This window comes from Georhizobium profundi (assembly GCF_003952725.1).
Classification (GTDB): Bacteria; Pseudomonadota; Alphaproteobacteria; order Rhizobiales; family Rhizobiaceae; genus Georhizobium; species Georhizobium profundi.
Map to the genome: position 1 here is coordinate 2,303,480 of NZ_CP032509.1, position 23,307 is coordinate 2,326,786.

Annotated in this window: 19 protein-coding genes; 12 read left to right on the forward strand and 7 right to left on the reverse strand. The window is 64.1% G+C overall.

Annotated features, from left to right (window positions below):
* Nucleotides 1-89: 89 nt before the first annotated feature.
* A complete protein-coding gene (locus tag D5400_RS10905; protein ID WP_126010044.1) occupies nt 90-6,377 on the reverse strand; it encodes an apolipoprotein A-IV repeat region-like domain-containing protein in 6,288 nt (2,095 codons plus the stop codon).
* 418 nt (nt 6,378-6,795) lie between these two features.
* Between D5400_RS10905 and D5400_RS10910 the strand changes: the two genes are divergently transcribed.
* The 3 genes from D5400_RS10910 to D5400_RS10920 all read left to right on the forward strand — a co-directional run bounded on the left by D5400_RS10910 (nt 6,796) and on the right by D5400_RS10920 (nt 8,928).
* Nucleotides 6,796-7,161: an Hpt domain-containing protein gene (locus D5400_RS10910; RefSeq protein WP_126010045.1), complete on the forward strand. Its 366-nt coding sequence runs from the start codon at nt 6,796-6,798 to the stop codon at nt 7,159-7,161.
* A 201-nt stretch (nt 7,162-7,362) separates the two neighbouring features.
* The gene (locus D5400_RS10915; RefSeq protein ID WP_126010046.1) at nt 7,363-7,683 is read left to right on the forward strand and encodes a 2Fe-2S iron-sulfur cluster-binding protein; all 321 of its coding nucleotides are present in this window, start codon (nt 7,363-7,365) and stop codon (nt 7,681-7,683) included.
* 219 nt (nt 7,684-7,902) lie between these two features.
* A complete protein-coding gene (locus tag D5400_RS10920) occupies nt 7,903-8,928 on the forward strand; it encodes an NAD(P)/FAD-dependent oxidoreductase (RefSeq protein ID WP_126010047.1) in 1,026 nt (341 codons plus the stop codon).
* Nucleotides 8,929-9,388: 460 nt separating this feature from the next.
* On the opposite strand, the gene D5400_RS10925 is transcribed toward D5400_RS10920, so the two are convergent.
* On the reverse strand, nt 9,389-10,060 hold the full coding sequence (locus D5400_RS10925; RefSeq protein ID WP_126010048.1) for a DUF922 domain-containing Zn-dependent protease: 672 nt from the start codon (nt 10,058-10,060) through the stop codon (nt 9,389-9,391).
* Between the two features lie 166 nt (nt 10,061-10,226).
* Here D5400_RS10925 and folP point away from each other — a divergent pair, with 166 nt between their 5' ends.
* Genes folP through folK form a run of 3 tightly spaced genes read left to right on the forward strand, consistent with a single transcriptional unit; the run spans nt 10,227 to nt 11,999 of the window.
* Nucleotides 10,227-11,117 (forward strand): dihydropteroate synthase, encoded by an 891-nt coding sequence (gene folP / locus D5400_RS10930; RefSeq protein ID WP_126010049.1) that lies wholly within the window; start codon nt 10,227-10,229, stop codon nt 11,115-11,117.
* Nucleotides 11,117-11,485 carry a dihydroneopterin aldolase gene (gene folB / locus D5400_RS10935; protein ID WP_126010050.1) on the forward strand — a complete coding sequence of 123 codons (369 nt, stop codon included), beginning with the start codon at nt 11,117-11,119 and terminating at the stop codon, nt 11,483-11,485. The genes folP and folB overlap by 1 nt, the downstream gene beginning before the upstream one ends.
* Nucleotides 11,469-11,999 (forward strand): 2-amino-4-hydroxy-6-hydroxymethyldihydropteridine diphosphokinase, encoded by a 531-nt coding sequence (gene folK / locus D5400_RS10940; protein ID WP_126010051.1) that lies wholly within the window; start codon nt 11,469-11,471, stop codon nt 11,997-11,999. The genes folB and folK overlap by 17 nt, the downstream gene beginning before the upstream one ends.
* On the opposite strand, the gene D5400_RS10945 is transcribed toward folK, so the two are convergent.
* From D5400_RS10945 to D5400_RS10960, 4 genes are all read right to left on the reverse strand, one after another.
* Nucleotides 11,993-12,520, reverse strand: coding sequence for a hypothetical protein (locus D5400_RS10945; protein WP_126010052.1), 528 nt, complete (start codon nt 12,518-12,520; stop codon nt 11,993-11,995). The two genes, folK and D5400_RS10945, sit on opposite strands and share 7 nt — an antisense overlap.
* Nucleotides 12,521-12,577: 57 nt before the next feature.
* Entirely contained in the window at nt 12,578-13,720 is a 1,143-nt protein-coding gene (locus D5400_RS10950; RefSeq protein WP_126010053.1) for a YcjF family protein, read from the reverse strand.
* Nucleotides 13,717-15,195 carry a YcjX family GTP-binding protein gene (locus D5400_RS10955; RefSeq protein WP_126010054.1) on the reverse strand — a complete coding sequence of 493 codons (1,479 nt, stop codon included), beginning with the start codon at nt 15,193-15,195 and terminating at the stop codon, nt 13,717-13,719. Before D5400_RS10955 ends, D5400_RS10950 begins: the two co-directional genes overlap by 4 nt.
* 90 nt (nt 15,196-15,285) lie before the next feature.
* The gene (locus D5400_RS10960; RefSeq protein WP_164527862.1) at nt 15,286-15,789 is read right to left on the reverse strand and encodes a SixA phosphatase family protein; all 504 of its coding nucleotides are present in this window, start codon (nt 15,787-15,789) and stop codon (nt 15,286-15,288) included.
* Between the two features lie 253 nt (nt 15,790-16,042).
* On the opposite strand from D5400_RS10960, the gene dksA reads away from it, so the two are divergent.
* Both dksA and D5400_RS10970 read left to right on the forward strand, forming a co-directional pair.
* Nucleotides 16,043-16,462 (forward strand): RNA polymerase-binding protein DksA, encoded by a 420-nt coding sequence (dksA, locus tag D5400_RS10965; protein WP_126010056.1) that lies wholly within the window; start codon nt 16,043-16,045, stop codon nt 16,460-16,462.
* 135 nt (nt 16,463-16,597) lie between these two features.
* Entirely contained in the window at nt 16,598-17,413 is an 816-nt protein-coding gene (locus tag D5400_RS10970) for an alpha/beta fold hydrolase (protein WP_126010057.1), read from the forward strand.
* Nucleotides 17,414-17,435: 22 nt separating this feature from the next.
* Here D5400_RS10970 and D5400_RS10975 read toward each other — a convergent pair whose 3' ends face one another.
* Nucleotides 17,436-18,215, reverse strand: a complete 780-nt coding sequence (locus D5400_RS10975) for a flagellar biosynthetic protein FliO (RefSeq protein ID WP_126010058.1) — start codon at nt 18,213-18,215, stop codon at nt 17,436-17,438.
* 315 nt (nt 18,216-18,530) lie between these two features.
* On the opposite strand from D5400_RS10975, the gene cckA reads away from it, so the two are divergent.
* The 4 genes from cckA to D5400_RS10995 all read left to right on the forward strand — a co-directional run bounded on the left by cckA (nt 18,531) and on the right by D5400_RS10995 (nt 23,225).
* On the forward strand, nt 18,531-21,122 hold the full coding sequence (gene cckA, locus D5400_RS10980) for a cell cycle histidine kinase CckA (protein ID WP_126010059.1): 2,592 nt from the start codon (nt 18,531-18,533) through the stop codon (nt 21,120-21,122).
* Nucleotides 21,123-21,342: 220 nt separating this feature from the next.
* Nucleotides 21,343-21,831, forward strand: coding sequence for a PAS domain-containing protein (locus tag D5400_RS10985; RefSeq protein ID WP_126010060.1), 489 nt, complete (start codon nt 21,343-21,345; stop codon nt 21,829-21,831).
* A gap of 108 nt (nt 21,832-21,939) precedes the next feature.
* On the forward strand, nt 21,940-22,605 hold the full coding sequence (locus D5400_RS10990; protein ID WP_404861665.1) for a YiaD family glycine zipper/OmpA-like lipoprotein: 666 nt from the start codon (nt 21,940-21,942) through the stop codon (nt 22,603-22,605).
* Between the two features lie 146 nt (nt 22,606-22,751).
* Nucleotides 22,752-23,225, forward strand: coding sequence for a hypothetical protein (locus D5400_RS10995; RefSeq protein ID WP_126010061.1), 474 nt, complete (start codon nt 22,752-22,754; stop codon nt 23,223-23,225).
* The last annotated feature ends 82 nt before the right edge of the window (nt 23,226-23,307 follow it).

The following is a 23,307-nucleotide window of genomic DNA, read 5'->3' on the forward strand; positions in this document are numbered from 1 at the left end:
CGTACATCGACTGAACATCGGGCAAAAAAACCGCCGCGACCCTTGTGGCTCGCGGCGGTTATGTTGGTTCTGGCCTGGGCCTCCGGCGCTTATTTGAAGCGGCCGGCGGCGTGGGCGAGCATGGTGTAGACCTTGCCGGTGTCGGAGGTCAGGTAGGTCTGGGTCATCATGTTGTCGCGGTCGTTGCGCGAGACGTCGGCGAGCAGCTTCTCGAAATCGGTGACGTAACGATCGACGGCCGTGCGGAATTCCGGCTCGCGGGCATATTTGTCGCGGATGTTGTCGAAGGTCTGCTGGCCCTTCAGCGTGTAGAGCTTGCGGGTGAAGACGTCGCGTTCGCCGCGTTGGTAGCGGCGCCAAAGTTCGACCGATGCTTCATGGTCGATCGCGCGGGCGATGTCGACGGAGAGCGAGTTCAGCGATTCCACAACATGGCGCGGATTGCGGCCATCGCGGACCGGGGCCTGCTGCGGCGCCGGAGCCGCTGCCTGCGGACGGGCGGGCTGCTGCGGTGCAGGGGCATCGGTCTCGTCGAGCGAGGCGCCACGCAGGAGGTCGCTCACCCATCCACCCTGACGGCTGGTCGAGCTCGTCGCGCCGGCATCACCGGCAAGGCTCGGACGCAGTGGCGCCGAGGCCCCTGGCATCTGCGGACGCGGAGCGGCCTGGAACGCCGATGGCGCGGGCGCCGGGCTTGCCGCAGGCGTGGCGGCCGGTGCGGCAGGACGCTGGGCGGCCGGCTGCGGCGCAGGCTGAGCTGCGGCCTGGGGTGCGGCGGCCTGCGCGCGGGGCTGAGCAAGCGTCTGGGTCGTGTCGTTGCGGCTCGACACGTCGAGCGCGCGATCCGACCGTTCGACGATGTGCGAGAGGTCCTTCAGGGCTTGGATCTGCTCGGCGACGGCGCGGCGCATCGCGGCGGCGTTGCTGCGCGTTTCTTCCGGCAGGTCGAAGGCTCCACGCTTCAGTTCCTCGCGGGTGGCGCCGAGCTCCTTGCGGATTTCGGACGAGGCACGGCGGATCTCGTCGGTGGCACCGGCGAAGCGTGCGACGGCCTCCTCAACGGCTTCGCGCGTCGCCTTGCGGACGAGGTCGGCGGTCGTGGCGGAGCGGCCTTCGGTTTCCTGCAGCAGGCGTGCGACTTCCTCGATGGAGCCGCCGAGGCCGGACTTCAGCTTGGAGGCCGTGCCGGTTGCCAGGCTGTCGGCACGGGCAAATGCCTTTTCGACGATGTCTTCGAGCGAGCGCATCGTGCCTTCGATCTGCTCGGAGCGTGACACGAGACCAACCGACAGGCGCTCCAGTGCTTCGCGGCGCTCTTCTAGCGTGCTGGCGAGGTTCGACTGCGCGGCGCCCAGTAGATCGGAGGCGGAGGAAAGCACGCGGGAATGCTCGTCGAAGCGGTGCGCGATCTGGCCAACCTGCGACAGCGTGCGCGACGAGATGCCATCGAGCTTCTCGACGTTGTTTTCGAGCAGGCGCGTGGAGCTGGCGACGAGCGAGGCGGCCTTGTCGGCCGAGCCGACGAAGCTTTCGGTCGTCTGGGTCAGGCGGACATCCACCGAGCCGAGATTGTCGGCGGCACGCTCGACCACTTCGGCGATGGCGGCATTGCTTTCGGAAAGACGGTCAACAAGGGCGAGCACGTTGCCGCGCAGACTGTCTTCCGCCGAGGCAACGGCGGCGAGCGTTTCAGAGGTGCGCGCCGACAGGGCCTGGATGAGCGCGTCGTTCTCGGTGCGCAGGCGGTCGCGGCCCTCGCGGGTCGCTTCGTCGACGCGGGCGGCGAATTCGGCGCCGGAGCGGGCGATTTCTTCAGCCGCGCCGCTGGTGGAGCTTGCAAGCCGGTCGAAGAGCGGGCGGGCCTGCTCGTCGATGAGGCGGGACAGCTCGGCCGAGCGGCTTGCCAGCATCGAGTTGAGCTCGCGGGTGCGCTCGTCGAGCGTCTGGCGGATCGTCTCGTTGCGGACGGTGAGCGCCTTTTCGGTCTCGTCGAGCTTGCCGCCGATGAGATCGCTCTGCTCGGAGAGCTTCGCGGTCAGCGCTTCGGCCTGGGCGGTGAGGCGTGTCGTCAGGTCTTCCGACTGCTGGGTGAGCAGCGAGCCGGTGGTGCGCATCGTGTCGGAGATCGCATCGGCCTTTTCGCCGAAGAGCGCACGCGAGCGATCGATGAGCGTGGTCATCTCCTCGACGCGTTCGGCAATCTCGTTGGTGCGGACATTGAGGCGCTCGTCGAGCTGGCGGGCGAATTCCTCGCTCTCGCGGCCGAGACGCTCGGCGAAGGCACCGGATACGCCCGACAGGGTCTCGCCAGCGCGGTTGGCTTCCGCATCGAGATCGCCGGTCGCCTGGGCAACGGCATCGCGCAGGCGGCTCGCCAGGCTGCCGGCCTTGGCTTCGATGGTGCGGGCCACGTTGTCGAGGCCCATGCCCAGCGCCGTGTCCATGGTCGAGAAGCGTTCCTCGATATGGGCGCCGCGGCTGTCGAGGGTTTCGGCAAGACGCTCGGCTGCGCCACCGGCCTTGATCTCGAAGGCTTCGGAATGGCGGGCGAGCGTCTCTTCCAGGTGGCGGGCGCTGTCGGCGAAGCCGCTGGAGATTGGCGCGCTGGCCTCTTCGATCGCCGAACGGAGTCGATCCGCACCCGACGTGATGGTCGCCTCCAGTTCGCCGGCGCGGGCGCCAAGCGCTGCATCGATGGTGCCGAGACCGCCGGCAAGCGCCGTGTCGATGGCATCGGCGCGCGCGGCAAGGGCGGTGCGGATGTCGTCGGAGGTGCGGTCGAGACGCTCGTTGAAGCCAGTGGTGGCATCGAGGAGGCTCGTCTCGACGCGGGCAGCACCGCTTTCGATGGTGGCACCGATTTCGGACGCACGGTCGCCGAAGGCGGTTTCGATGCGTGCCGCGCGGGTGTCGAGCACGGTGCGGATGTCGCTTTCGGTGCGCTCCAGGCGGTCATTGAAGCCCGTCGTCGCATCGCGCAGGCTCGCCTCGACGCGGGTCGCGCCGCTTTCGATGGTGGCGCCGATTTCGGACGCACGGTCGCCGAAGGCCGTTTCGATGCGCTCGGCGCGGCTGTCCAGCACGGTGCGGATGCCCGTCTCGGTGCGCTCGAGGCGCTCGTTGAAGCCGGTCGTCGCCTCGCGCAGGCTCTCCTCGACACGGCTTGCGCCGGTTTCGACAACGGTGCCGATCTCTGCGGCGCGATCGCCGAATGCGGCTTCGATGCGCTCGGCGCGGCTGTCCAGCACGGTGCGGATGCCCGTCTCGGTGCGCTCCAGGCGCTCGTTGAATCCGGTCGTTGCGTCGCGCAGGCTGAGTTCGACGCGGCTCGCGCCGGTTTCGATCACAGAGCCGATTTCTGCGGCGCGATCGCCGAAGGCCGCCTCGATGCGCTCGGCACCACCTGCCAGCGCCGTGTCGATGGCCGACGTGCCGCGATGCAGGGTCTGGGCGATGTGGCTGGCCGTCTCGTCGAGGCGGAGATCGAAATTGTCGCCGGCGGAGCGCATGGCGAGATCGATCCGGTCGGCACCAGCGATGATGGTGTCCTCGATGGCGCCGACACGGCCTTCGAGCGCGCCGCCGATGCGGGTTTCGCTTTCGGCAAGGCGGGCAGACAGGCGCTCTTCGGTGCCGGTGAGGCTCGCTTCGATGCGTTCGGCACCGCCATCGACGATGGTCGACAGCCCACCGGCGCGCTTTTCAAGCGTATCGGCGAAGCGGTCGTTGCTCTGCGTGAGAGCACGGTCGATGAGGCTTGCGCCTTCTTCGAGCGCCAGTTCGATGCGCATGGAGCCTTCGGAGACGCGGCCGGTGATGGCATCGGCGCGCGCGGCGAGCGAGCGGTCGAGTGCCTCGCTGCGCTCGTCCAGAAGGCGCTCCATGGCTTCCTGGCGCTCGCTCATGGTGAAGTGGATGGCTGCGCTCTGCGCGGCGAGCGATGCGGCAAGGGCCTCGCTCTGCTCGCTGAAGGTGCGCTCGATCGCCGGGCCGTGCAGTTCGAACGTGCCGGCGAGGCGCTCATTGGCGCCTTCGATGCGCGAGGCAAGCGTGTCGGCGCGCTCGGACAGCGTGCGCTCGATGGCGTCGCCCTCGTGGCGCAGCGTGTCGCCGAGGCGATCGTTGACGCTCTCGATGCGCGAGGCAAGTTCGCTGCCGCGGTCGCCAAGTGTCCGCTCCATGAGAGCGGCGTTCTGTTCCAGCGTTTCGCCGAGGCGATCGTTGAGGCCGCCGAGACGGATGGCGAGCGTGTCGGTGCGTTCGGCCAAGGTGCGCTCGATCGCATCGCTGCGGCTGTCGAGGGTTTCGGCAACGCGGGCATCGATGGCTTCGATGCGGGCGGCAAGGCCTTCGCCGCGTTCGCTGAGCGTGCGCTCCAGCGCTGCGCCGTGAACTTCGAGCGTGCCCGCCAGGCGATCATTGAGGGCGGCGACGGTGCCGGCGAGGGCTTCGCTGCGCTGGCCGAAGGTGGCGTCGATGGACGAGGCGGCTTCGGAAAGCGTGGCAGAAAGGCGCGCATTGCCTTCCGACAGGTTGGTGGCGAGGCGATCGTTCTGCTCGGCAAGGGCGCTGGCGATGCCTGCGCTTTGCGAGGCAAGCGCGCCGGTCATGCGCTCATGGGCACCCGACAGCATGCCGGACAGCTGCTCGGAGCGTTCGCCGAGCGATGCGCCGATGCGCTCCAGCGACGAGGACAGGATGCCGTCGATCGCTTCGCTGCTGCCGCTAACAGTCTGGTTGATGCGCGCAAGGCCTTCGGACAGCTTGGCATCGAGCGTGCCGGAACGCTGATCGAAGGCGTTGGTGAACTCCGCAACTCTGTCATCGAAGGCAGTGTTGAGGAAGCCGACGGTTGCCTGCAGCTTGTCCTCGAAGAAGCCGGAGCGCAGGTCGAGATCGACGATCGCATCCTCGACGCTGGACTTGAGCGAATGGCGGAAATTCGCGCCCTTCTCGTCGAGCGTGGCATTGAGGGCGGCGATGACGTCGTCCAGGCCGCGATTGACGGCAGCTTCGCCGACGCGGAGGCTTTCGGAAATTTCGCGGGTGCGGGCGATGAGCGTGTCGTTGAGTTGCTTGGCGCGCTCGTTCAGCGCCTGGTTCAGGCGCTCGGTGTTGGTGTCGAGCGACGAGGCGCGGGTTTCGAACTGCGACAGGAGCGCTTCGCCACGTACGACCAGCTGGTGGTCGAGCGAGTCCATGCGGCTGTCGAATTCCTTGCCGAGCGTATCGGTGGAGCGCGCAAGCGTCTCCAGCATCTTTTCGGTGCGGCCGGTCAGCATCGTGTCCAGCGCGCGGGAAGCATCGTCCGCGCCGGCGGTCAGTGCGGTGACGCGGGTTTCGAGCAGGCGGGCAACGCCTTCGCCGGAAGTGGCGATGCGCGCGGAAATTTCGTCGCCGGCTGTCGACAGCTCGTCCTTCAGTTGCTCGTGGGCGCCGGAAATGGAAGCGCGGACCCGCTCGGCATGGCTGACAATGGCGTCGCGCTCAGTGCCGAGTTCGTGCACCAGCGAGCGGATGCGCATTTCGTTGTCGGAATAGCTGCGCTCCAGCGCGTTCACTTCGGAATGTACAAGGGTTTCGAGCTCGGAGGCGCGCGCGATGGTGCGCTCGATGCCTTCGTTCATGGCGGAGACTTCGCGGCGCACGGCCTGGCCCACCGAAATGATGCGATCGGCAGCGACCGTCTCCGGCTCGGAAAGACGCAGCGCGATTTCAGCCATGGAGCGGGCGGCGGTCCGCAGTTCCTGGGCGCGTGCCATCATCGCCGCGAAGGCGAAGAACATCATGATCGGCAGGAAGGTCGCGATCAGCAGGATGACCGCCGGCGGCATGGCCATGAGGTCGGCAACGGAGCGGATCTGCCAGATTTCGGGCGAGAAAAGGAGATGTGCGACGGCGATGGCGCCGACGAGCCACAGGGCCGACATGATGAGAGCCGTGCGGAAATAGGCGCGCGACTTCTGGCTATCGAGGCTGCGCAGGATGAAGGCGGTCGGACGGCGGCCGTCATCGTTGGCAGGCTGGCTGGTGCGATCTTCGACAGGACGCTGCGGCTGAGGCTGGGGCGCTGCGGCGCGGCGCATGGTGGCAGGCGCGTTGGCAGCAGTGATTCCGGCCGCGGCGGAAGCCTTGGCGTCGCCGACAGGATTGGATGTGGTGCGGGCAGGGCGGTGGGCGGCTGTGCGCTCGGCTTCCCGATCCGCTTCGGCAAGCTCGCGTGCGGCCTGCGAGACCTGGGTCTCCAGCTCCTCGAACGACATTTCGTCCAGGAGCGCGCGCTCGTCATCATCGTTGAAATCGATGGTCAGCGCGTCCTCGAGGGCCTGGAACGCTTTGTCATCGATCGATTCGTTGGCTGCCGTCTTCTTCGCCATGTCCGTCACGCCTCGTTACTCACAACCACCGGCGATCATCGCCTGCAGCGAATTGCGCGTCATGCACATCTACTCACCCGCTTCGCATGCCTCTTGTTCCAGCCCCGACGGTGAAACCGGCGACATCATCGTCGCCAAGGCATAAAAAGCGGCCTGCGCATGGGCAGTCCATCCGTATCGTAGTGGCACAAAGCCGATACTTTAACAATTCGTGTCGCATTTCCGTCCACACGAGCGTCATGAAGTAAGACGGGGTTTTTTAACATTTCGGCCGCAGAATGCCGCAAATTTTTCTTATTTACCGGGCGTTAACCATGCCGCGAAGTTTTCTCGGTATTGCCCCGCTTGCGTTAAATTGCCGGCGTGTTGCCCGGGTTTATGTTCACCATCGAAACACATCTTCAGAGACCCTTGTCCCATGCCTGCCTATGCAATTGCCTTCAATCGTCCCGAAACGGAATGCCGCATGACATCCGCCGAGCGTCCCATCGACTTCGACCATCTCGCCCGGCAGACCATGGGGCAGAAGGATCTCGAAGCTGAGGTGCTGCGGCTGTTTCTGCGCCAGGCACGTGACTGCGTGCGCAGCATCCATGCCAGCCAAGGCAAGGATCGCGTCGGCATCGCCCACACGCTGAAGGGCTCGGCCCGCGGCATCGGCGCTTTCAACGTGGCGGATCAGGCTGCCCGACTGGAAGAGATGCCGGACGATGCGGAACGCGTGGAAGCGCTGTGCGAAGCCGTCGTCGCGGTCGAGAACTTCCTGCTGCGTCTTTCGCGATAGGACTTCTGGCAAGGCCAGTTTCCCGCGCGCCATAAATGCGCAGGCGGACCGCCATTCCTTGACTTTCCCGTTTCACTCTTTAACTCGGCGGCTTGAGCATATTGCCAGTCGTCGGGGTTTTGCGCATGGAGGTCGGATCGCCGATCCTCCTGCCGTAATTCTCAAGAGAGACAGGCGCACCTGCCAGCGGAGAGTCCTTGAATGACCACCATCACTTTCGTCGCCTTCGACGGCACGCGCCATGAACTGGAAGCCGAGAACGGATCCACCGTCATGGAAAATGCCATCCGCAACTCGGTCCCCGGCATCGAGGCGGAATGCGGCGGCGCGTGTGCCTGCGCGACCTGCCACGTCTATGTGGACGACGCCTGGAAGGCGGCAGTGGGCGAGCCGGAAGCGATGGAAGAAGACATGCTCGATTTTGCCTATGACGTGCGACCGAACTCGCGCCTCTCGTGCCAGATCCGGGTGTCCGACAAGCTTGACGGTCTCGTGGTTCACGTGCCCGAGCGCCAGGCTTGAGCGGTACTCAAGGGCGAGCCGGCGCACAGATTTTCCGCTTTCGGGCCGAAGACTAGGACGGATCGCCTTTGATCCCGGCCAGCGATGCGGATAAACGACAGCCATCATTTCATCGGAAAGGCAGCGCCCATTTTGGGCGCGACCCAAAAACAAGCAACAATCGGCGCGGAGCGGCGGCATTGATGTCTGCCGGGCCCGGCCAGCAGGAAAGCACGATCGATGCGGAATGTGATCGAGACGGATGTCGTCATCGTCGGGGCAGGGCCGGTCGGGCTCTTCGCCGTGTTCGAACTCGGACTTTATGATCTTCGCTGCCATTTGATCGACATTCTGGATCGTCCGGGCGGCCAGTGCGCCGAGCTTTATCCGGAAAAGCCGATCTACGACATTCCGGCATGGCCTGAAATCTCGGGCGCAGGCCTGACCGAACGGCTGATGGAGCAGATCGCCCCGTTCCATCCCGAATTCCATTTCAACCGCATGGTCACGGCGCTGAAGAAGCTCGATGACGGGCGCTTCGAAGTGGAGACCGACGAGAACGAGATTTTCCATGCGAAGATCGTGGTGATCGCGGCCGGAGGCGGTTCGTTCCAGCCCAAGCGCCCGCCGATCCCGGGCATCGAGGCCTTCGAGGACAAGAGCGTCTTCTATTCCGTGCGCCGGATGGAGGAATTCCGCGACCACGACATCCTCATTGTCGGTGGCGGCGATTCCGCACTCGACTGGACGCTGAACCTGAAGCCGATCGCCAAATCCGTGACGCTGGTGCACCGTCGTCCAGAGTTTCGCGCGGCACCGGACAGCGTGAACAAGATGTTCGCGTTGCAGGAACGGGGCGAGCTTGCTTTCGAGATCGGTCAGGTCACGGGGCTCACCGGCGAAGATGGTCAGATCCGCTCCGCGACGATCAAGGGGCCGAACGGCGACGTCGAGGTGAATGCGACCCGTCTGCTGCCGTTCTTCGGCCTGACGATGAAGCTCGGGCCGATTGCCGACTGGGGTCTCAATCTGCATGAGAACCTGATCAAGGTGGATACCGAGAAGTTCGAGACGTCTGAGCCCGGCATCTTCGCCATCGGCGACATCAACTGGTATCCGGGCAAGCTGAAGCTGATCCTCTCGGGCTTCCACGAAGCGGCGCTGATGGCGCATGCGGCGAAGAAGATCGCTCACCCTGAAGCAAAGGTGGTGTTCCAGTACACTACGTCTTCGACGAGCCTGCAGAAGAAGCTCGGCGTCAAGTAACGCCGAGCACGTTCCCCTCAGCCTTTAGAGAACGATACGCGCAAAAAAGACCCCGCTGCCGTGCATGTGCGTGCCGCAGCGGGGTGCAGTTGTGCGCATCGTAAACCGGGTGGAAGGAACGCCCGTCAAACCGAATGCGCCAGGGAGGCCACAGAGAGACTTCAAACCGGAAACTACATGTCGTGCTATCGAAACCAGTAATGAGATGGTAAGCGATACGCGACTGAGTCGCCACTCCAAGAATTCGTGGGTGTGAATTTGCGCGAATTCTGGGGAAAAATTGCAACACCGGTCAGTTGATCAGCTGGATTACAGCCGAATGATCAAAGCTTTCCAAGAGTTTCTTCAAGCGAATTCTTGATGGCTGCCTGAGTGGCCTCGATGCGGTGAGGCGCACGCAGTGCGCATTACGACCAATTGTCGATTCTGTATCGGAAGTTGATGGACGTTGCTGGCCGCGCTATTCCGCGGCCTTGATCTGCTCGAGCCGGTATTGCAGCAGACGCACCATGCGGCGCTCGAAGTTGATCGCCTCAATGCGGTCGAAGCGCGCCTGCTCCGCATCGTGTTCGGCGAGCACGCTTTCCGTGATGCGGGCCACTTCGGTTTCCATGGCTTCGCAGTTGGGCTGCGCGCGCAGGCCCTTCACGTCGCTTTCCAGCTTGCGAGCGTATTGACGCGCGATCTCGGCATGGCGTTCTTCGTGGCGCTTGATGTCACCGGACAACGTATCCCAGATGAGGGCGAGGTCGGCTTCGGCGCGGCGGCGCTGGGTCCAGCGGGGCAGGATGATCTTGGTGTCGAGCGTGATGCGGGCGGAATCGACGGTGCAGCGCGTGCCCTGGTCGGCATAGGTCACGCTGCCGCCGAAGCGCATTTCCGTCGCGCCGGGATGACGGATGCCGGTTCCCTGGAGGAGCGGACCGCTTTGGGACAACGCTTCGTCGAGATCAGCGGCGGTGCGGCCGCGGACGGGAAAATAGGAAAACGACTTGGTGATCACCGTCTCGGCTTCGGCGGAACCCATGAAAAACGGCGCCGACACGGCAGCAACGACAACAAGACCCGCGATTGCCGCGGCGCGTGCGAAACGATGATACAAGAATTGCCAGCCTCGATTGCGCGGGATCATCCTGCCATTTCCATCAAACGGCGTCGTGATCCAGATCATTCCATCAGCCTGAGGCGAGGGACGAGCCCCGGTCCGACAAGCGCACGCAAACAGCTTGCGTCATGCGTTCGGGCGATGCAACAGGCAGCAGGTCACAAGCGCTTGAATTTGCCGGAGAGATGCATCGATGCAAGACCAGCCCTTTGAACGGCCCGATCGCTGGATCTGGCGCGTCGGTCATGGCCGCGAGATCGATCTCAGCCGGCGCGGCCTGCTGATGGGCGTTCTCAACGTGACACCGGATTCGTTCTCCGACGGCGGTCGGTTCGCCGATGTCACAGCGGCGCTTGCCGAAGCTGAGGCGATGGCGGATGCAGGCGCCGCGATTATCGATGTCGGCGGAGAATCGACCCGCCCCGGTGCCGACCCGGTCGATGCTGCGACCGAGCAGGCGCGCGTGTTGCCGGTGATCAAGGCGGTTGCGGACCATCTTGCCGGGGGCAGACAGGTGCTGATCTCAGTCGACAGCTACCGGGTGGAGACGGCGCGGCTAGCGGTTGCAGCAGGTGCCCACATCATCAACGACATTTCCGGACTGCAGGGCGAAACGGGCATGGCTGAACTGGCGCGTGAAACGGGAGCGGGGCTCGTCGTCATGCATACGGGGCGCGGACGCGAAAAACTGCCGGACGTGATCGAGGACCAGATGGTCTTTCTCGGCCGATCGCTTGCGATCGCCGAAGAGGCGGGATTGGACGCGCGGCAGATCGTGCTCGATCCGGGCTTCGGCTTTGCCAAGGACAGCGGCGAGAACTTTTCGCTGATGGCGCGGTTTGACACGTTGCACGCACTCGGGCGACCGTTTCTCGTCGGGACCTCGCGCAAGCGCTTCCTCGGGGCGGCGACGGGCAGGGAAGCCGGCGATCGCGACGTGGCGACCGCGGCGACCACGGCATTGCTGCGGGTGGCTGGCGCGCGAATCTTCCGCGTCCACGACGTCGCGAAAAGCCGCGACGCCCTTTCGGTCGCCGAAGCGATGTGCGACAGGCTGGCCCAGGAAACCGGAAGCGACGTTTGATGACCTACCGAATTCACCTGAAGAACTGCGCCTTCTTCGCGCGCCACGGCGTGCACGACGCTGAGGAGTTTCTTGGCCAGCGCTTCTTCGTGGATGCCGATCTGACCGTGGATGCGCCGAGCGCGTTGAGCGACGACGCGATTGCGGAGACCGTGGATTACGGCGTCGCGTTTCAGGTCATTGAGGCGATCGTGACCGGCAAGCGGCGCTTCCTGATCGAGGCGCTGGCGATGGATGTGGCGCGCGCGCTGTGCGAGCGGTTCGGTGAGATCACGGTCGCCCGGATCACCATCCGCAAGCCGAACGCACCGGTGCCGGGCGTACTGGATCATGTCGAGGTGACGGTCGAGCATGTCGCGCGTGCTTGAGGGGCCGGTGACGGCCGCACTCGGTCTTGGCGGCAATATCGGCGATGTTGCGGGTGCAATGCGGGCGGTGCTCGCCATGCTGGATCAGCGCGACGACACGGAGGTGACCGCGGTCTCCTCGCTCTACCGTACGCCGCCCTGGGGGCTGACGGAGCAACCGGATTTTCTAAACTGTGCGGCTCTGATGACGACGCGGCTTTCGGCCGACGATCTGCTCGCCGCCTGCCTCGATGCCGAAAAGGCGCTGAAACGGGACAGGGCAGGAGCGACGCGCTGGGGGCCGCGGCCGATCGACATCGACGTTCTGACCTATGGCGACGAGACGATCGGGACGGAAACGCTCATCGTTCCGCATCCGCGGATGACGGATCGCGGCTTCGTGCTGCTGCCGCTCGCCGAAATCGCTCCCGACATTCTGGTCGACGGCAGGAGCATCGCGGAATGGGCGGCAAAGATCGACGCGACGGGAATCGAGCGGATCGGCGAGGCTGAGTGGTGGCTGTCGTCCTACTGAACGGAGCCGACGGCCATGGTGTCGAGGTTGCGTGCGAGCGTCATGCCGATCACCGGCACCATGCTGTCGCCGACATTGACGGACACGGTGACGTTCATGGTGTTTGCATCCAGCATGCGGGCGACCATCGCGCCTTCGAGTTGCTTGCGTTCGATGGCCATGAGCACACGGTCGCCATCGACGCGGCCGGCGGTGATGTCGAGGCCTTCGCCTGCGGCGCCATCGAGGAAGCGGCCCTCATAGTCGCCCGAGACCTTGCGGATCACGGCTGACATTTTCTGACTGAACACGCCGACGCGGCAGGAGCCATCCATTGCGATGCCGGCTTCGGCATCGGCCACGGGAGTGCCGGTGAGGCTGCAGTTGAACTTGGTGCCCTGATACTTGCCGGCGACGATCTCGCCGGGCCCTGTCCACACGCCCGAGACGTTGCTGAAGAACGCCTGATCGGCCGCCTGGGCGGGAGCGGCAAATGCGGCAGCCGAGAGGAGAGCGGCTGCGATACGGTGCTTCATGCCCATGGGACGACCCTTACTCGTGACGCAAGATAAGCTTGCGCTGAGGATCGCCGAGAATGGTTAACGGGTGGTTTCCGAAGCCGCTGCGACGCGTGATTCTTCACGGGATGCGACGCGGGTGAGATCCTGCACGAAATCCCCGATGCCGGGCCGTTTGACCGCCCGAAACGGCAGCGGGCGACAGAGGTCCATGGCGGCGATACCGATGCGGGCCGTCATCAGGCCGTTGATCACGCCTTCGCCGAGACGCGTGGACAGTCTGGAAGCGACGCCGTGGCCGACGAGCTGCTGCACGAGGCTGTCGCCGACGGCGATGGAACTGGTGACAGCGAGATGGGCGATCACATCGCGGAAGAGCCGCATGAGGCCAAGCGCGCCGGGGCGGCCGCCATAGAGCGTCGCCATTGCGCGCACGAGGCGGGAACTTTCGTAAAGCACATAGGCGAGATCGACGATGGCGCGCGGCGAAACGGCCGTGACGATGGAGACGCGCTTGGAGGCGTTGAGGATGAGCCGGCGGGCCTGGACGTCGAGCGGTGCAAGGAGCTCGGCTTCCGCAAAGGCGAGAAGCTGCGGACCATCGACGATCTCGCCTTCCATATCGGCGATGGCGGCACGACCGCGTGCCGTCTCGGGCTTGTCCACGGTGAGGGTTACCAACTGGGCGACGACGGAGCGGGCCTTGGCGGGCTTTCGTTCAGCCAGTGCTTCGACCGCCGACTGCTTGAGAGATTGCACGGCGGACAGACGCATGAGGGCGAACACTTCCCGGCCGACGACGACCAGCATGGCAAAGACGAAGACGGCAACCGTTCCCATCGCCGCCCAGCCGAGCCAATCGGAACGGGCGAAGAGATCGCGGATGAGGCTGTCTGTCCAGATGCCGACGGCAAGCGAGATGAGGATACCGAAGGCTCCCGCCGCGAGCTTGCCGAACGAGAAGCCGGGTTTGCGCGCAATGGCCGGCGGCGGCGTTAGAGCGTTGGCTTCGGCGATGCTTTCCGGATCGATAGGGTCCGGTGCGATGAACGGATCGATTTCGTCGATCACGATCTTCTCGGCGGGGCGCGCAACGGGCGCGCGGGGACGCTCCGGCGCCGGCTTGGCGCGGATTTCAGCCTTGGGTGGCGCGGCAGCGGGTTCGTTGCCGACGGTGAAGACCGCGGGGCGGCGCGGTGGCATGCGGCGGTCGTTGTCGCTCATGCGAGGTCATCCCCGAACAGGAACTCAAGGGCACGGTCGAGCCGGATGTGGGGCAGGGACAAGGTGATGCCTTCCGCGGTTCGTTCCAGCTGCGGCGGGCGGAAGCGGACGAAATTGATGTCGGTCACCGGCTCGCCATGTGGTTTTTGGTCCAGCGCTTCAAAGATCGAATCCGGTTTCTCCGGCAAGTCCCCTGGGAACACAGCGGTTTTCGTTTCGCCGTCGAAGGTTTGCCCGGCAATCTTCTCGCCCCGAATGGGCGTTCCGACGATGACGGGCAGCGTCTCGCCGCCCTCGTCGATACTGGCTTCGCGGGTGGCGCGCACGGCGGCGAGCGCCATCACATCGATGCCGGCACCGGAATAGTGGATGCGCTCGGCAGCGCGATCGACCAGCCGGCGGACGATGGCTTCCAGCCGGTCATGGCTTTCATGGTGGAGATGATCGGCCTTGGTGGCGCCGATCAGCACGCGGCCGATGCGGCGCGTGAAGAGCGAGGTCAGCAGCGAATTGCGGCCGGTCCGGAAGCAGGACAGGATATCGCCGAGCGCGCGTTCCAGATCACGCACCGCGTCGGGGCCGGCATTCATCGCCTGAAGCGCGTCCACGAGCACGATCTGCTTGTCCAGGCGGGCGAAATGTTCGCGGAAGAACGGCTTCACCACGACCTGCTTATAGCTTTCGAAACGGCGCTCCATCATTGCCCAGACCGAGCCTTTCGGCGCGCTGCCTGTGGGCGGCAGATCGGGCAGAGGCGAGAAGGTGAGCGCGGGCGAACCTTCAAGATCGCCCGGCATGATGAAGCGGCCGGGCGGCAGGGTGGAGAGCGCGCGGGCGTCCGACTTGCAGGCCTTGAGATAAGTGGCGAAGAGCTGCGCAAGCTCGCGGGCGCTGGTTTCGTCGGCGGTCGCCTTCGGGTCGATGGCCGTGGCGCGGGCAAGCCATTGCTCGGCGAGATCGGCGCGGGCGCGCGAACGGGCGAGCTCGACGGCATTGGCGCTGAATTCGCGGAAGTCCTGGGCCAGCAAAGGAAGATCGAGCAGCCATTCGCCGGGATAGTCGACGATATCGATCGACAGCTTTCCGGCAGACAGCATGCGATTCCAGCCGCTTGCGGACTCGTATTCGACCGTCAGGCGAAGCTGGGAGATGGCGCGGGTCGAATCCGGCCAGAGCCGGTCTTCGATAAGCGCGCGGACGTGATCTTCGTACTGGAAGCGCGGGACGTCGTCGTCGGGCTGCGGCTCCAGATAGGTGCGCGCGATGCGGCCGGTGTGGTGGGCATTGAAGAGCGGCAGGCGACCGCCATGCAGGAGATTGTGAACCAGTGCGGTGATGAACACCGTCTTGCCGGCCCGCGACAGGCCCGTGACACCGAAACGGATGGAGGGATGGATCAGGCCCGCGGCACGGTCGGCGATGTTGTCGAAGGCAATGCGCGCCTCATCGGAAAAAGTCGTCAGCGAACGCGCCACAGGCAAGGCCTCTCACATCACGTAGGAACCTGCGCGATATAGGCGTGGAGACTGCGCGATAAAAGGCAGCGTCGTCGCGATCGGCTGCCCTCAGGCTTCGACTGGCTTCAGGAAGGCATGCAAAGTGGCCTTGCGGGCAGACATGCCGGACGCGGCGTTCGTCAGGTCGATGATGGCGAGGCCGCAGGTGGGAAAGCCGCGACGGAGCTCCGCGCCGATCGTCCCGCCGTCGCGTTCCAGAAGGGCTGCGGTCGTATCTTCGATCATGGGATTGTGGCCGACGAGCATGACCGATCCGGTATCCTCGAGGTCCTGGATGATGTCGAGATAGCCTGCCTGGCCCTCGACGTAGAGTGTCTCGGTGAAGGTGACGTCGGAGACGGGCAGCGCCTCGGCCAGGAGATCCCAGGTCTCGCGGCAGCGCTTGGCCGACGAGCAGATGACGCGGTCGGGGCGAAGATCCTTAGCCGCCATTTCGAGCCCCAGCGCACGTGCGTCCTCGCGGCCCCGCGCATCCAGTGCGCGATCGAAATCTCGCGTGCCGGGCTCGGCCCAGACGGCGCGCGCGTGGCGCAGCAGATAAATGCGAAGCATGGGGGTCGCGATCATCCTGCTGAAATAGGGTGAACTTGGGCACAGAGGCAAGCGAGGATCGTTGGGCGACCTCTCGTGTGGTGGGCAGAATTCAATTGGTTTATGAGGCGATGCGAAAATAACGAAGTGAATTGAGGCATTTAAGTGGACGCGAATCGCACGCTAATGTGAAAAACGGCAAATCTTTTGCGCTTGCGAGCAGTTTTCTCAGTGGCTATACAGCGGCCCAGCCAACGGTTCGGGGAGATTCGTGGTGGGTGAGAAGATCGACCTTTCTTCCTATGTTCCCTCCGAGGACGAGGAATTCATGAACGTCAAGCAACGGGCCTATTTCCGGGCCAAACTCGTTGCCTGGCGAAACGACATTCTCCGCGAAGCGCGCGAGACCCTCGACAATCTGGCCGAGGAAAATGCCAATCATGCCGATATTGCCGACCGCGCTTCTTCGGAAACGGATCGGGCCATCGAACTCCGTGCGCGCGATCGCCAGCGCAAGCTGATCTCGAAGATCGATGCAGCATTGCAGCGGATCGATGAGGGCACTTACGGTTATTGCGAAGAGACCGGCGAGCCGATCAGCCTGAAGCGGCTGGACGCACGTCCAATCGCGACATTGTCGATCGAGGCCCAGGAGCGCCACGAGCGGCGCGAGAAGGTCTATCGTGACGAATAGGTAGGAGCCGCCGGCGCTGTGGCGCCTGCGGCTTTGAAGCGAGGCTTGGACTAGTCTCTCACACTTTAGTGCTTCACACTTCGTGGAACTGTGACGCACAGCTGCGCATTCGTCTCCTGAACAAAGGAGGCGCTTATGCCGATGATCAAAACCCGCGACAATACGCAACTCTACGTCAAGGACTGGGGCGAAGGCCGTCCGGTCATCCTGATGCATGGCTGGCCGCTCTCGGCCGACAGCTGGGACGACCAGGCTTTCGCGCTGGCCGAAGCGGGCTTCCGCGCTATCGCGTATGACCGCCGCGGCTTCGGGCGCTCCGAGCAGCCGTGGTCAGGCTACGACTACGACTCGCTTTCCGACGATCTGGCCGACGTGATGGCGGCGACCGGAGCAGAAGATGCCGCGATCATCGGGTTCTCGATGGGCGGCGGCGAGGTGGCGCGTTACATGTCGCGCCATGGCGGCAAGGGTGTGAAGCAGGCGGGGCTGATCGCCTCGGTGGTGCCCTTCATGCTTCAGACCGACGACAATCCGAACGGCGTGCCGCAATCGGTCTTCGACGAAATGACGGCCGGCATGAAGGCGGACCGCGCGGAATTCTTTGCGGATTTTCTCGAGGACTTCTTCGGTGCCGAGGAAAACGATGTCAGCGATGAACGCCTGCATTGGGCCTGGGGCCTGTGCATGCAATCCGGTCTTCGCCCGACGCTTGCCTGCGCGAAAGCGTTCGCGACGACCGATTTCCGGCCGGACACTGCGGCATTCGAGGTGCCGACGCTGATCATCCACGGCACGGCCGACGAGACGGTGCCAATCGACGCATCGGCCCGCGAAGCCGTGAAAGGCATCCGCAATGCGGAGCTCAAGGAATATGAAGATGCGCCGCATGGCCTGTTCGCCACCCATGGGGACGAACTGACCGACGACCTGATCGCGTTCCTGAAAGGCTAAGGATCAAGCAAACGGATGAAGCTCAGCGGCGCTCGGGCTTCATCTCACCAAGAAGACGGGCCATCTCCTCTTGCAGGGAGGTGGCCTTTTTCTGTTGCGGGGTCATTTCCTGAGGGGGCTCGATGGCGGGGATCGATGCCTTGGCGCGCTCGGCCGCATCCTTGTCGAGAGTGACGAATGGCGTGACCTTGACGGGGCGATTGCGTTCCATCTCGGCGGCGAGCACGGCGGAGAATTCGGCCTCGTCGAACGGATTGCCGGCTCTGACGCCTTCGACCCGTGGCTCTTCCGCTGAATTTGCGGACGGCTGAGCGAAGCGCTCTGCGGGGAAATGTTTCGGTGCGGCTGCAGCGGAAGGTGCGACAGGGGCAGTTGCGACAGGGGCAGGTGCGGGCATTTCAGGGGCTCGGCGTACCGGCTCCCCAGTCGTTGAAGCGGCCTTCTGCCCCTCGGCTTCTTTCGATGGGCCCCAATCGGTTTCGATGGACGGTGCTTGGGCCGATCCGCCTATGCCGCTTTCAACCACGACATCGGCCGGGCCGCCGATCAGGATCAGGTGCTCGACATCGTCGCGCCGGATAAGGACGATGCGCCGCTTGGTGTCGACCATGGCGCTTTCCACCACTGCGAGACGACTTTCACGGCGCCCACGACCGCCAAGGCCCGTGACCGGTCCGCCGCTGCGCATGCGGTAGATCCAGAAGACGACGACGAGTGCGAGGAGTGCGATCGAAACGGCCAAAATTGCCGTGACCAGCGCGCTGCCGCGCTCGTCGAGCATTCCGGAAAACAGTCCATCCATAGTCTCAGCACTCCGTTTGCCGACGGCGCTCCGGCTCACCACGGCATCAGCCAAAAGGGGATGTCATGCCGGGAAACCTTGACGCCGCTTATCTTTAGCAGTTGGTCATTGACGGCGGTAAGCCTCGATCATGGATATTTCGCGATATTCCCCCGACAATCGCGCGCGAATCATGCGGGCTTTCATGACTTTCGGCAGGGGGATGGCTATGGTCCGATCCGGTAGACGCCGACTGGCTAGAGCGCCCCTGCGTTTCAAGCGAGACGACCGAGGCCTTGCGGCCACATTTGACACTGCCCGATCATGAGGACTGGAATGGCCAATAAGAGTGGGGGCGAACCCTATCCGAGCCCGATCGTGGATAGGGCTGCCAGTCCCAGGACGCTGATGCGGCTGTTCCTGCTGGCGGGCGTCCTGATCGCGGCGGCCATCGCCTTCGTGTTCTTGCGCGATGCGCTGAGCCCTTCGATCGTGCTCGGGCTTCTCGGCTTTTTGTCGCTGCTGGGGATCTTCTTCATCGTCTCCTCCATGATCGGCTTCATCCAGGTGATGCCGCACAGAAGCTCCGATCCGCTGGCGCGCAGCTTCGTCGACGGGCAGGCGGAAGGCACGCTGATCACCGACCGCAAAGGCCGTGCGGTCTATGCCAATGCGGCCTATGGGCAGCTCACGGGCGCCAAGAAGGCAGCGGACGTCCAGTCGGTCGAGGCGCTTTTGTCGCGCAGCAAGGAATCGTCCGAAGCGGTTTACCGGCTGACGAACGTGCTGCGCGAAGGTCGCCACGGGCAGGAAGAATTTCGCCTGACACGGGCGCTTAATCCCGCATCGGGAGCAGTCGGCGCACGCTGGTACCGGCTGAGCGGCCGGCCGCTGGTGCTGGAAGAAAGCCAGAGCGAGAAGCTTTTTGCCTGGCAGCTTTGCGACATCACGGCGGAGCGGGAGGAGCAGGAGCGCTTCTTCAAGGACCTTCAGCACGCGATCGACTATCTCGATCATGCCCCGGCGGGCTTCTTCTCGGCGGGGCGCAAGGGCGACATCGTCTACATCAACGCCACGCTCGCCGACTGGCTCTCGATCGACCTGACGAAGTTCCGGCCCGGATCGCTGACGATCGCCGAGATGATTGCCGGCGAAGGCATGGCGCTGATCGATTCGGTCCAGGCGGAGCCCGGCCGCAACAAGACCGCGACACTCGACCTCGATCTGCGCAAGACCAACGGCCAGAGCGTGCCGGTGCGTCTCGTGCACCGGGTGTCGGCGACGCGCGACGGTGCGCCCGGTGAAAGCCGGACGATCGTTCTGGCGCGCAATGGCACCGAGGGCAGCGATCATTCCGCGGCAACGGCGGAGATGCGCTTCACGCGGTTCTTCAACAACACGCCGATGGCGATCGCTTCCGTCGACGGTGATGGGCGGATCCTGCGCACCAATGCGCCGTTCCTCAAGATGTTCTCGGGACTCGTGACCCGCGACGATCTGGAAAACGGCGCGCGCTTCGAGACGGTGATCCACGACAATGACGTGACATCGTTCAAGGCAGGGCTTGAGCAGGCGCGAGATGGGCAGAGCGATATTGCGGCCGTCGATACGCGCCACCCGAACGATCCGGCGCGGCATTTCCGGCTCTATGTAAATGCCGTGATCGACCACGCGGAATCGCGCGAGGAAGCTGCCATCATCTATGTCGTGGAGACGACCGAGCAGAAAGCGCTCGAAGAGCAGATGGCGCAGACGCAGAAAATGAATGCGGTCGGAACGCTAGCCGGCGGCATCGCGCACGATTTCAACAACGTGCTGACGGCCATCCTGCTTTCGGCCGATCACCTGCTTCTGTCGCTTCGGCCATCGGATGCGAGCTTCGCCGATTTGATGGAGATCAAGCGCAATGCCAATCGCGCGGCTGTGCTAGTGCGGCAACTGCTCGCCTTCTCGCGCAAGCAGACGATGCGCCCGAGCGTGCTTTCGATGACCGACGTGATCGGCGATCTGCGGATGCTGATCGACCGGCTCACCGGAACCAACGTGAAGCTTGCCATAGAATACGGGCGCGATCTCTGGCCGGTGCTGACCGATCTGGGGCAGTTCGAGCAGGTGCTGATCAACCTTGCGGTCAATGCCCGCGACGCCATGCCGAAGGGCGGCACGGTGACGATCCGCACGCGCAACATCGGTGCCGACGAGGTCGGCAAGCTGAATTACCGCGGGCTGGAGGCACAGGACTGCGTGCTGATCGAAGTGGCGGACGAGGGCACCGGCATTCCGCCCGAGATCATCGACAAGATCTTCGAGCCGTTCTTCACCACCAAGGACGTGGGCAAGGGCACCGGTCTCGGGCTCTCGATGGTCTACGGTATCGTCAAGCAATCGGGTGGCTACATCTATCCGATCTCGGAAGTGGGCAAAGGCACAGCGTTCCAGATTTTCCTGCCGCGCCATATCGAGGTACCGGTGGAGGCGACGGCAGAGGGCGAGGCTGCGGCAGCCGCGGTGCCCGTGGCCGCGCCACAGGCGCCGAACGCCGAGCGCGTGGATTTGACCGGCAGCGCCGTGGTGCTGCTCGTGGAAGACGAGGAAGCGGTGCGCCGCGGTGGCAAGCGCATGCTGGAGACGCGTGGCTATACGGTGCACGAGGCCGCATCCGGCGTCGAGGCGCTGGAGATCATGGAAGAGCTCGGCGGCGCGGTCGACATCGTGGTGTCGGACGTCGTGATGCCGGAAATGGACGGGCCGACGCTGCTGCGCGAATTGCGCAAGGACTATCCCGACCTGAAATTCGTGTTCGTTTCCGGCTATGCGGAGGAGGCCTTTGCGAAGAACCTGCCTGCGGACGCGAAATTCGGCTTCCTGCCCAAGCCATTCTCGCTGAAGCAGCTGGCGATCACGGTGAGCGAGACGCTGAGTTCGTAGCCGGCATCGCAGCGGCACACATGACGTGAACGCCGCCACGCTTGCCGACTGGGATTTTGTACTTTAGTGCCATTGGCCACAATTTCCGTGTGCATAGCAGTTTAGAAATTCTTGCCCGACGGGCGTTTTGCCAAGTAGCGTCAGCGTACTTCCTGCGGTGAGGCGCCCAATACTGCCTTTGCGGCAAGGTGTGGGCTGCAAAGATTTGAACGGGCGATACATGGATGATCCGGCGCTTTCCGGCCGTGAGACGATGAAGACGGACGATGCGCTGGCGCTGCTGGCCGCATTTGTCGGTCGCAACGACTGTCCGGCCTGCTCGCCGGTGATCGAGGTGCTGTGCAGTCTGCCTTTGTCAGGCGTATGGAAATCGGAGCTCGCCTCCGGTCTGCTCTTCTGGTCGCCGGCCGTCTTTGACATCTACGGGTTCGAGCAGGCGGAGGGGCCGATCAACTTCTCCCGCGGCATGGGTAGCTACCATCCCGAAGATCGCGAGCCGCTGTTCGAGGTGATCGACCGTGCAACCCGCGACCGCCATGGCTTCTCCTTCAATCTGAGGATCAAGCCTGGGCACGCGACCGACGATGACGATGGCTGGATCTTCATCCGGACCGAGGCACGGTTCCATGTCAACGAGCAGGGGCTGGACGAGATCTACGGCAGCGTCGGCATTTCCGGATCGGACGAACGTTTCATCCGCACGGCCTGAATGGCGCCATGTTTGCAGGCTTCCAAGGCGAATGGCCTTCGTGTTGACGCGAATCCCCCATTCAGTTCTAACGATCACCATTCGACATATTCCTGGAGAGGACCCATCATGACCCGATCAGCATTCAGGCTGCGGATTGCGGCCGCCGGCATGGCCACGGCGCTGCTAGCCGGTTGCACGGCCGACCCCTTCACCGGCCAGCAGCAGCTGTCCAACACGGCCGGCGGTGCCATGCTGGGTGCTGCGGCAGGCGCCGGTCTCGGCCTTCTGGCCGGTGGCGACGACCGCCGCAACGCGCTTCTCGGCGCCGGCATCGGGGCATTGGCCGGTGGCGCGATCGGCGGCTACATGGACAACCAGGAAGCACGCCTGCGCGCGCAACTGCAGGGCACCGGCGTTTCGGTAACCCGCAATGGCGACAACATCATCCTGAACATGCCGTCCAACATCACCTTCGGCACGAACGAAGCGAGCGTTCGCCCGGACTTCTATTCGACGCTGAATTCGGTCGTGCTGGTTCTGCGCGAGTTCGACCGCACGCTCGTCGACGTGCTCGGCCACACCGACAATGTCGGTTCGGCGAGCTACAACCTCGATCTGTCGCAGCGGCGCGCCCAGTCGGTTCTCGGCTATCTGACGTCCCAGGGCCTTGATCCGCGTCGCTTCCAGGCACAGGGCTTCGGCTTCAACCAGCCGATCGCCGACAACTCGACCGAGGCCGGCCGCGCCGCAAACCGTCGCGTCGAAATCCGGATCGTTCCGATCCAGGGTTGAAAACCCGACACGTGATTCCCGGCCCGGTCACTATGCCGGGCCGGCGTTCACCATAGAGGTGGATGAGCGGTCCCCAGCCGTCTGAAATCTATGGTTTTTCGCCAAATTCGGCGTATTCTGAGAAAGTTTTCTGGGGGACTTTCAACATGAACAGGATTTATTGCGTTTTCGCGTTTCTCGTTCTTTTCGGCGGGAGCGCCTTGGCGTGTCCGGACTACTCCAAGTCCGGCGATACATACGAGCTGACGGGGTCCGAACTCTACTCCGTGCACAAGTACAATGTGCGCGCCGGTGGCAACATCAACATCGAGAAATGCAGCAATGTTACGCCGCAGACCGACCGTGGGCGCGGCTACGTGACCGAAGCGCCGGACTTCACCTTCAATTTGAGCGGCATGGGTAAATACACCCTGACCGTATCGGTCGAGAGCGATTGCGACAGCGTGCTGCTGGTGAACACGGCATCTGCCGGCTGGTACTATGACGACGACGACAACGGCAATCTCGATGCCAAGGTCAACCTGACGCGCCCGTCGGACGGGTGGCTCGACGTTTGGGTGGGCACCCATGACGGCGCGGTCTGCGACGCGATGCTGTCGATGGAAACCTTCGACCGCTGATAGAACGCGTCAGTCATTGACAAAGCCGAGCGATCCGCGCGCCGGGTCGCTTGGCTTTGCCATGGTCGCGCGGCGAGACCGT